The sequence below is a fragment of the Streptomyces sp. SID5910 genome (assembly GCF_009862125.1).
Classification (GTDB): domain Bacteria; phylum Actinomycetota; class Actinomycetes; order Streptomycetales; family Streptomycetaceae; genus Streptomyces.
The window spans coordinates 1-9059 of record NZ_WWHX01000552.1 but is presented as its reverse complement, the minus strand read 5'-3'; the positions used below and the strand labels follow the sequence as shown (position 1 = coordinate 9059).

Annotated in this window: 11 protein-coding genes; all 11 read left to right on the top strand. The window is 72.1% G+C overall.

The features are described 5' to 3' along the window. Positions 1-279: 279 nt before the first annotated feature. Positions 280-1005 (top strand): phosphatidylinositol phosphate synthase, encoded by a 726-nt coding sequence (gene pgsA, locus GTW67_RS19205; protein WP_161166050.1) that lies wholly within the window; start codon positions 280-282, stop codon positions 1003-1005. Continuing rightward, the gene (locus GTW67_RS19200) at positions 1002-1931 is read left to right on the top strand and encodes a phosphatidylinositol mannoside acyltransferase (RefSeq protein ID WP_161166049.1); all 930 of its coding nucleotides are present in this window, start codon (positions 1002-1004) and stop codon (positions 1929-1931) included. The genes pgsA and GTW67_RS19200 overlap by 4 nt, the downstream gene beginning before the upstream one ends. After that, on the top strand, positions 1928-3094 hold the full coding sequence (locus GTW67_RS19195) for a glycosyltransferase (protein WP_161166048.1): 1167 nt from the start codon (positions 1928-1930) through the stop codon (positions 3092-3094). Before GTW67_RS19200 ends, GTW67_RS19195 begins: the two co-directional genes overlap by 4 nt. 73 nt (positions 3095-3167) lie before the next feature. Further along, positions 3168-3710 (top strand): LemA family protein, encoded by a 543-nt coding sequence (locus GTW67_RS19190; protein WP_161166047.1) that lies wholly within the window; start codon positions 3168-3170, stop codon positions 3708-3710. A 122-nt stretch (positions 3711-3832) separates the two neighbouring features. After that, entirely contained in the window at positions 3833-4744 is a 912-nt protein-coding gene (gene pdxS, locus GTW67_RS19185; RefSeq protein WP_161166046.1) for a pyridoxal 5'-phosphate synthase lyase subunit PdxS, read from the top strand. Between the two features lie 12 nt (positions 4745-4756). Next, entirely contained in the window at positions 4757-5365 is a 609-nt protein-coding gene (pdxT, locus tag GTW67_RS19180; RefSeq protein ID WP_161166045.1) for a pyridoxal 5'-phosphate synthase glutaminase subunit PdxT, read from the top strand. A gap of 48 nt (positions 5366-5413) precedes the next feature. Continuing rightward, on the top strand, positions 5414-6166 hold the full coding sequence (locus GTW67_RS19175) for a YebC/PmpR family DNA-binding transcriptional regulator (RefSeq protein ID WP_161166044.1): 753 nt from the start codon (positions 5414-5416) through the stop codon (positions 6164-6166). Positions 6167-6293: 127 nt separating this feature from the next. Further along, the gene (gene ruvC / locus GTW67_RS19170) at positions 6294-6893 is read left to right on the top strand and encodes a crossover junction endodeoxyribonuclease RuvC (protein WP_161166043.1); all 600 of its coding nucleotides are present in this window, start codon (positions 6294-6296) and stop codon (positions 6891-6893) included. Then, the gene (gene ruvA, locus GTW67_RS19165) at positions 6890-7495 is read left to right on the top strand and encodes a Holliday junction branch migration protein RuvA (protein WP_161166042.1); all 606 of its coding nucleotides are present in this window, start codon (positions 6890-6892) and stop codon (positions 7493-7495) included. Before ruvC ends, ruvA begins: the two co-directional genes overlap by 4 nt. A 27-nt stretch (positions 7496-7522) precedes the next feature. Further along, positions 7523-8596, top strand: a complete 1074-nt coding sequence (ruvB, locus tag GTW67_RS19160) for a Holliday junction branch migration DNA helicase RuvB (protein ID WP_161166041.1) — start codon at positions 7523-7525, stop codon at positions 8594-8596. 175 nt (positions 8597-8771) lie between these two features. Further along, the coding region (yajC, locus tag GTW67_RS19155) for a preprotein translocase subunit YajC (protein ID WP_161166040.1) at positions 8772-9059 on the top strand (288 nt) is incomplete at its 3' end.

Genomic DNA, 9059 nt, shown 5'->3' with positions numbered 1-9059 from the left:
TGATGGTCGGCCGCCGTTGCCCTGCCGGCGGCTCCGGGGTGGGTATGTGCCTTGTCGCCCATGTCCTTGCCTCCCGTGCACGGTGAGGTCGTGTGGGCGCGGACGCGCGGGACCGCGTGCACTGGCGGCTCCGGCGACGCCCGCGGTCCTTCGAGATTCCCACTCCCGTCACGCCGCGTCCATACGACGGACGCAGGACGGCCACGGCGCCGGGGCCCACCGGCGGCGGAGCCACGGGTTCGGGTGCCCGTCCGCCGGGCACGCGCGCGCGTGACTACGATGGGCCAGCCGGTGGCCAGCAAGGGCCGCGCGGCCACACCGACCGTCGGGAAGGCCATGCTGAACAAGTACGCGCGTGCATTTTTTACGCGTGTCCTCACACCGTTCGCCGCGTTTCTCATCCGCAGGGGCGTCAGCCCGGACACGGTCACGCTGATCGGCACCGCCGGTGTGGTCGCGGGAGCGCTGGTCTTCTACCCCATGGGCGAGTTCTTCTGGGGCACGGTCGTGATCACCCTGTTCGTGTTCTCCGACCTCGTCGACGGCAACATGGCCCGCCAGCTCGGCCGCTCCAGCCGCTGGGGCGCCTTCCTGGACTCCACCCTGGACCGGGTCGCCGACGGCGCGATCTTCGGCGGTTTCGCCCTCTGGTACGCGGGCGCGGGCGACGACAACGTGCTGTGCGCGGTGTCGATCTTCTGCCTGGCCAGCGGTCAGGTGGTGTCGTACACGAAGGCGCGCGGCGAGGCGATCGGGCTGCCGGTCGCCGTCAACGGGCTGGTCGAGCGCGCCGAGCGCCTCGTCGTCTCCCTGGTCGCGGCCGGTTTCGCGGGGCTGCACAAGTTCGGCGTGCCCGGCATCCAGTACCTGCTGCCGATCGCCCTGTGGATCGTCGCCGTCGGCAGCCTCGTCACGCTCGTCCAGCGGGTCGTCACGGTCCGCCGGGAGGCCGCCGAGGCGGACGCCGCCGCGCAGGAGAACCAGGGCACCGAGGCGGCGAAGTGAGCGCACGGGACCGGCTGTCCGACGCTCTGTACGGCGCCGGCTGGAGCACCGTCAAGAAGCTCCCCGAGCCGGCCGCGGTGCGCCTCGGCCGTACCGTCGCGGACCTCGCCTGGAAGCAGCGCGGCACGGGTGTGCGGCGGCTGGAGAGCAACTACGCGCGCGTGGTGCCGGACGCGGGCCCGGAGCGGCTCGCCGAGCTCTCGCGCGCGGGCATGCGCTCGTACCTGCGCTACTGGATGGAGTCCTTCCGGCTGCCCGCCTGGAGCGCCGAGCGCGTCAAGGAGGGCTTCGCCCCCAAGGACCTGCACCATCTGACCGAGGGCATGGCCGCGGGCAAGGGCGTGATACTCGCCCTGCCGCACCTGGCCAACTGGGACCTCGCCGGCGCCTGGGTCACCACGAAGCTGGGCATCCCCTTCACCACGGTCGCCGAGCGCCTCAAGCCGGAGACCCTCTACGACCGCTTCGTCGCCTACCGGGAGGGCCTCGGCATGGAGGTCCTGCCGCACAGCGGCGGCACGGCCTTCGGCACGCTGGCCCGGCGGCTGCGCGACGGCGGCCTGGTCTGCCTGGTCGCCGACCGGGACCTGTCCGCGTCCGGCGTGGAGGTCGGCTTCTTCGGCGAGACGGCCCGTATGCCGGCCGGCCCCGCCCTCCTCGCCCAGCAGACCGGCGCCCGGCTGCTGCCGGTGACGCTGTGGTACGACGACTCGCCGGTCATGCAGGGGCGGGTGCACCCTCCCGTCGAGGTGCCCGGGTCAGGTACGCGACGCGAGAAGACGTCCGTCATGACACAGGCGCTGGCCGACGCCTTCGCCACCGGGATCGCCGACCATCCGGAGGACTGGCACATGCTCCAGCGCTTGTGGCTCAAGGACCTCGACCCCGCCAAGGCACCCACGGCCCCGGGGCGGGACGCCTCGTGAGGATCGGCATCGTCTGCCCGTACTCCTGGGACGTGCCGGGCGGCGTCCAGTTCCACATCCGCGACCTCGCCGAGTACTTCCTCCGCCTCGGCCACGAGGTGTCCGTCCTCGCCCCCGCCGACGACGACACCCCGCTGCCGCCGTACGTCGTCTCGGCCGGGCGCGCCGTACCGGTGCCGTACAACGGCTCGGTGGCCCGCCTGAACTTCGGCTTCCTGTCGGCGGCCCGGGTACGCCGCTGGCTGCACGAGGGCGCCTTCGACGTCATCCACATCCACGAGCCGACCTCGCCGTCCCTGGGCCTGCTGACCTGCTGGGCGGCGCAGGGCCCGATCGTGGCCACCTTCCACACCTCCAACCCGCGCTCGCGGGCGATGATCGCCGCCTACGCGATCCTCCAGGCCGCGCTGGAGAAGATCAGCGCCCGGATCGCGGTGAGCGAGTACGCCCGCCGTACCCTCGTCGAGCACCTGGGCGGGGACGCGGTCGTCATCCCCAACGGCGTCGACGTCGGCTTCTTCGCCGGCGCGGAGCCGAAGCCCGAGTGGCAGGGCGGCACGATCGGCTTCATCGGGCGCATCGACGAACCGCGCAAGGGACTGCCCGTGCTGATGCGGGCCCTGCCGAAGATCCTCGCGGCACGTCCGGAGACCCGTCTGCTGGTCGCCGGACGCGGCGACGAGAAGGAGGCGGTGGCGTCCCTGCCCGCCGAGCTGCGCTCCCGGGTGGAGTTCCTCGGCATGGTCAGCGACGAGGACAAGGCCCGCTTCTTGCGCAGCGTCGACCTGTACGTGGCGCCCAACACCGGTGGCGAGAGCTTCGGCATCATCCTCGTCGAGGCCATGTCGGCGGGCGCCCCCGTCCTCGCCTCCGACCTCGACGCCTTCGCTCAGGTCCTCGACCAGGGCGCGGCCGGCGAGCTCTTCGCCAACGAGGACGCCGACGCGCTGGCCGACGCGGCGGTCCGGCTGCTGGCCGACCCGGAGCGCCGGGCGGAGCTGCGGGAGCGGGGCAGCGCGCACGTACGGCGCTTCGACTGGTCGACGGTCGGCGCGGACATCCTGTCCGTGTACGAGACGGTCACGGCGGGAGCGGCGGCGGTGGCGGCGGACGACCGCGCGACGGGCCTGCGCGCGAGGTTCGGCCTGGCGGCGAAGGACTGACCGCCGGGCGCCGGGGCCCCGCGGCGGACGCCGGGATTCTCGGTCTCGCCGGGGTTGACTAGGGTTGCGGCCCGTGACTCCAACCCTCATCTGGATCCTGGTCGTCCTCGTCGCGATCGGCCTGTACCTCAGCTGGACGGCAGGCCGTCTGGACCGTCTGCACGCCCGCATCGACGCCGCCCGTGCCGCGCTCGACGCGCAGCTGCTGCGCCGGGCCTCCGTGGCACAGGAACTGGCCACCGCGGGCGTGCTTGACCCGGCCGCGTCGATCGTCCTGTACGAGGCCGCGCACGCCGCCCGGCAGTCCGAGGAGGAGCAGCGCGAGGTCGCCGAGAGCGAGCTGAGCCAGGCCCTGCGGGCGGTGTTCGAGGACGCCCGGCAGGTGGAGGCGGTGCGCGAGGCGCCCGGGGGAGAGGAGGCGGCCCGCGAACTGACCGAGGCGGTCCGCAGGGTGCCGATGGCCCGGCGCTTCCACAACGACGCCGTGGGTGCCGCGCGCCGCCTGCGCGAACACCGCAAGGTGCGCTGGTTCCGGCTGGCCGGACACGCCCCGTTCCCGCTGGCCTTCGAGATGGACGACGAGCCGCCGGCAGCGCTGGTGGACAGGGCCGCGTAGCCGCCGTTTCCGGCCCCTCCGCCGCAAAAGGATCCACCGGCTTCCCATTGGCCCTTGCTGTGGCCTGGTCCCTTCACGTTTCCTCAGTGCTGCACAAACCCCCCTTTCTCAGCGAGGTACCCGTGTCCAGCACGCTCTCCGAAAACCAGACCCCCGAGACCGGCACCGCCCGTGTGAAGCGCGGCATGGCCGAGCAGCTCAAGGGCGGCGTGATCATGGACGTCGTCACGCCGGAGCAGGCGAAGATCGCCGAGGACGCGGGCGCCGTCGCCGTCATGGCCCTGGAGCGGGTTCCGGCCGACATCCGCAAGGACGGCGGCGTGGCCCGGATGTCCGACCCGGACATGATCGAGGGCATCATCGGCGCCGTCTCCATCCCGGTGATGGCCAAGTCCCGCATCGGCCACTTCGTCGAGGCGCAGGTCCTCCAGTCCCTCGGCGTCGACTACATCGACGAGTCCGAGGTCCTGACCCCGGCCGACGAGGTCAACCACAGCGACAAGTTCGCCTTCACGACCCCGTTCGTCTGCGGCGCCACCAACCTCGGCGAGGCCCTGCGCCGCATCGCCGAGGGCGCGGCCATGATCCGCTCCAAGGGCGAGGCCGGCACCGGCAACGTCGTCGAGGCCGTGCGCCACCTGCGCCAGATCAAGAACGAGATCGCCCGCCTGCGCGGCTACGACAACAACGAGCTGTACGCCGCCGCCAAGGAGCTGCGCGCCCCGTACGAGCTGGTCCGCGAGGTCGCCGAGCTGGGCAAGCTCCCGGTCGTCCTGTTCTCCGCCGGCGGTGTCGCCACCCCCGCCGACGCCGCGCTGATGCGCCAGCTCGGCGCCGAGGGCGTCTTCGTCGGCTCCGGCATCTTCAAGTCCGGCGACCCGGCCAAGCGCGCCGCCGCCATCGTGAAGGCCACCACCTTCTACGACGACCCGAAGATCATCGCGGACGCGTCCCGCAACCTCGGCGAGGCCATGGTCGGCATCAACTGCGACACCCTCCCCGAGACCGAGCGCTACGCCAACCGCGGCTGGTAAGGCACCGGAACCATGAGTGACACCCCCGTCATCGGCGTCCTGGCCCTCCAGGGCGACGTACGGGAGCACCTTGTCGCCCTGGCCGCGGCCGACGCCGTGGCCAGGCCGGTGAGGCGCCCCGAAGAACTCGCCGAGGTGGACGGCCTGGTCATCCCCGGCGGCGAGTCCACCACCATCTCCAAGCTGGCCGTGCTCTTCGGCGTGATGGAGCCCCTCCGCGCGCGCGTGCGCGACGGCATGCCCGTCTACGGCACGTGCGCGGGCATGATCATGCTGGCCGACAAGATCCTCGACCCGCGCTCGGGCCAGGAGACCGTCGGCGGCATCGACATGATCGTGCGCCGCAACGCCTTCGGACGCCAGAACGAGTCCTTCGAGGCGGCCGTCGCCGTCGCGGGCGTGGCGGGCGAGCCCGTCGAGGGCGTTTTCATCCGCGCCCCCTGGGTCGAGTCCGTGGGCGCCGCGGCCGAGGTGCTCGCCGAGCACGACGGCCATATCGTCGCCGTCCGCCAGGGCAACGCGCTGGCCACGTCGTTCCACCCGGAGCTGACCGGCGACCACCGCGTCCACCGGCTCTTCGCCGACATGGTGCGCGCGAACGGTGCGGCGGAGTCCTTGTAGGATTCCTGCGTTCGTTGCAGAGATGGGTTACGCGAAGGAGACAGGCAGATGTCCGGCCACTCTAAATGGGCTACGACGAAGCACAAGAAGGCCGTGATCGACGCCAAGCGCGGCAAGCTCTTCGCGAAGCTGATCAAGAACATCGAGGTCGCGGCGCGCATGGGCGGCGTCGACATCGAGGGCAACCCGACGCTGTACGACGCCATTCAGAAGGCGAAGAAGCAGTCGGTCCCCAACAAGAACATCGACTCCGCGGTCAAGCGCGGCGGCGGCCTGGAGGCCGGCGGCGCCGACTACGAGACGATCATGTACGAGGGTTACGGTCCCAACGGTGTCGCGGTGCTCATCGAGTGCCTCACCGACAACCGCAACCGCGCCGCCTCCGACGTCCGCGTCGCCATGACCCGCAACGGCGGCTCGATGGCCGACCCGGGTTCGGTGTCGTACCTGTTCAACCGCAAGGGCGTCGTGATCGTCCCCAAGGGCGAGCTGAGCGAGGACGACGTGCTCGGCGCCGTCCTGGACGCGGGCGCCGAGGAGGTCAACGACCTCGGCGAGACCTTCGAGGTCCTCAGCGAGGCCACCGACCTGGTCGCGGTCCGCACCGCCCTCCAGGACGCCGGCATCGACTACGAGTCCGCCGACGCCAACTTCGTCCCGACCATGCAGATCGAGCTGGACGAGGAGGGCGCCCGGAAGATCTTCAAGCTGATCGACGCCCTCGAGGACAGCGACGACGTGCAGAACGTCTTCGCCAACTTCGACGTCAGCGACGAGGTCATGGAGAAGGTCGACGCGTAACGCTCCGCGGGCTTCCGCGCGCAAGGCGTTCCCGGCGGGCCGGGGGGACACGTCCCCCCGGCCCGCCGCCGTTGTCGGTGGCACCCGATAGCCTGCACAAACAGGTGATCGACGGGAGGGCGTGGGCGTGCGTGTACTGGGGGTGGACCCGGGGCTGACCCGCTGCGGGATCGGTGTCGTCGAGGGCGTCGCGGGCCGGCCGCTGACCATGCTGGGCGTCGGCGTCGTCCGCACTGCCGCGGACGCCGACCTCGGCCACCGCCTCGTCGCCGTCGAACAGGGCATCGAGCAGTGGCTCGACGAGCACCGCCCGGAGTTCGTCGCGGTCGAGCGCGTCTTCGCCCAGCACAACGTCCGCACCGTGATGGGCACCGCCCAGGCCAGCGCCGTCGCCATCCTGTGCGCCTCCCGCCGCGGCATCCCCGTCGCCCTGCACACCCCCAGCGAGGTCAAGGCCGCCGTCACCGGCAGCGGACGCGCCGACAAGGCCCAGGTGGGCGCCATGGTCACCCGCCTGCTGCGGCTGGCCGCGCCCCCGAAGCCCGCCGACGCCGCCGACGCGCTGGCCCTCGCCATCTGCCACATCTGGCGCGCCCCCGCGCAGAACCGGCTCCAGCAGGCCGCCGCCCTGCACGCCCCCCGGACCCTCAAGGCCCCGGGAAGCCCGCGCACCCCGAAGACCCGCACCCCCAAGACCCCGCACGCACCGAAAGGCCACACGGCATGATCGCCTTCGTCAGCGGCACGGTCGCCGCCCTCGCCCCCGACACCGCGGTGGTCGAGGTCGGCGGTGTCGGCATGGCCGTCCAGTGCACGCCGAACACGCTCTCCACCCTCCGCCTCGGCAAGCCCGCCAAGCTCGCCACCTCCCTCGTCGTCCGCGAGGACTCCCTGACGCTGTACGGCTTCGCCGACGACGACGAACGCCAGGTCTTCGAGCTGCTCCAGACCGCCAGCGGCGTCGGCCCCCGCCTCGCGCAGGCCATGCTCGCCGTGCACAGCCCCGACGCCCTGCGCCGGGCCGTCTCCACCGGCGACGAGAAGGCCCTGACCGCCGTCCCGGGCATCGGCAAGAAGGGCGCCCAGAAGCTCCTGCTGGAACTGAAGGACCGCCTCGGCGCACCCGTCGGCGCCCCCGCCGTCGGCGCCCCGGTCAGCACCGGCTGGCGCGACCAGCTGCACGCCGCCCTGATCGGCCTGGGGTACGCGACCCGCGAGGCCGACGAGGCCGTGTCCGCCGTCGCCCCCCAGGCGGAGGCCGCGGAGGGCACCCCCCAGGTGGGGCAGCTGCTCAAGGCCGCCCTCCAGACACTGAACCGCGCCCGATAGTCCGTAGCGAGAGCCGAGGCACACCTCATGAACTGGGACGACACGACCGACGCCGAGGCCGCCGGGGAGCGGCTGGTGGACTCGGTCGCCGACGGCGAGGACCAGGCCGTGGAGGCGGCCCTGCGCCCCAAGGACCTGGGCGAGTTCATCGGCCAGGAGAAGGTCCGCGAACAGCTCGACCTCGTGCTGCGCGCCGCACGCGCGCGTGGCGCCACCGCCGACCACGTCCTGCTCTCCGGCGCCCCCGGCCTCGGCAAGACCACCCTCTCCATGATCATCGCGGCCGAGATGGGCGCCCCCATCCGCATCACCTCCGGCCCCGCCATCCAGCACGCCGGCGACCTCGCCGCGATCCTCTCCTCCCTCCAGGAGGGCGAGGTCCTCTTCCTCGACGAGATCCACCGCATGTCCCGGCCCGCCGAGGAGATGCTGTACATGGCGATGGAGGACTTCCGTGTCGACGTCATCGTCGGCAAGGGCCCCGGCGCCACCGCCATCCCGCTCGAACTGCCCCCGTTCACCCTGGTCGGCGCCACCACGCGCGCGGGACTGCTGCCGCCCCCACTGCGCGACCGCTTCGGCTTCACCGCGCACATGGAGTTCTACGGACCGCCCGAGCTGGAGCGCGTCGTCCACCGCTCCGCGGGCCTGCTCGACGTCGAGATCGACCCGGCCGGCGCCGCCGAGATCGCCGGCCGCTCCCGCGGCACCCCCCGCATCGCCAACCGCCTGCTGCGCCGCGTCCGGGACTACGCCCAGGTCAAGGCCGACGGCCTGATCACCCAGGACATCGCCGCCGCCGCCCTCGCGGTCTACGAGGTCGACGCCCGGGGCCTGGACCGCCTCGACCGGGCCGTCCTCCAGGCGTTGCTCAAGCTGTTCGGCGGCGGCCCGGTCGGCCTCTCCACGCTCGCCGTCGCCGTGGGGGAGGAGCGTGAGACAGTGGAAGAGGTCGCCGAACCCTTCCTCGTCCGGGAGGGCCTGCTGGCCCGCACCCCGCGCGGACGGGTCGCGACCCCGGCGGCATGGGCGCACCTCGGCCTCACCCCGCCGAGCGCGCGGAACTCCGGAAACGGACAACAGGACCTGTTCGGGGCGTGACACCCCCCTCACGACGAGGACATTCGCCGGAGCAGGAACCCCGGTGCCATGCTGAGCGTTGTTCCATGCGCGCGGACTCGCTTAGACTCCGCCGATGCCGCCCCTGTCGGCGGCGTACACACCCCCAACCATCAGGCCGCTCACCATCGCGGTCGTGTGAAGGAAGTACCGACCCGTGAGTCTCGTGACCCTCCTCCCGTTCATCGTGCTCATCGGGGCCATGTTCCTGATGACCCGGTCGGCGAAGAAGAAGCAGCAGCAGGCCGCCAACATGCGGAACGAGATGCAACCCGGTTCCGGGGTCCGCACCATCGGGGGCATGTACGCCACGGTCAAGGAGGTCAGCGAGGACACGGTCCTCCTCGACGCCGGTCCGGGCGTCGAGCTGCTCTTCGCCAAGAACTCCATCGGTGCCGTCCTCACCGACGACGAGTACAACCGCATCGTCCACGGCATCGAGCAC

Bases quoted from the DNA above. Each gene is read 5' to 3' on its own strand.
- pgsA (WP_161166050.1), top strand. From the start codon at position 280: ATGGGCCAGCCGGTGGCCAGCAAGGGCCGCGCGGCCACACCGACCGTC.
- GTW67_RS19175 (WP_161166044.1), top strand. From the start codon at position 5,414: ATGTCCGGCCACTCTAAATGGGCTACGACGAAGCACAAGAAGGCCGTG.
- pdxT (WP_161166045.1), top strand. From the start codon at position 4,757: ATGAGTGACACCCCCGTCATCGGCGTCCTGGCCCTCCAGGGCGACGTA.
- ruvB (WP_161166041.1), top strand. From the start codon at position 7,523: ATGAACTGGGACGACACGACCGACGCCGAGGCCGCCGGGGAGCGGCTG.
- ruvA (WP_161166042.1), top strand. From the start codon at position 6,890: ATGATCGCCTTCGTCAGCGGCACGGTCGCCGCCCTCGCCCCCGACACC.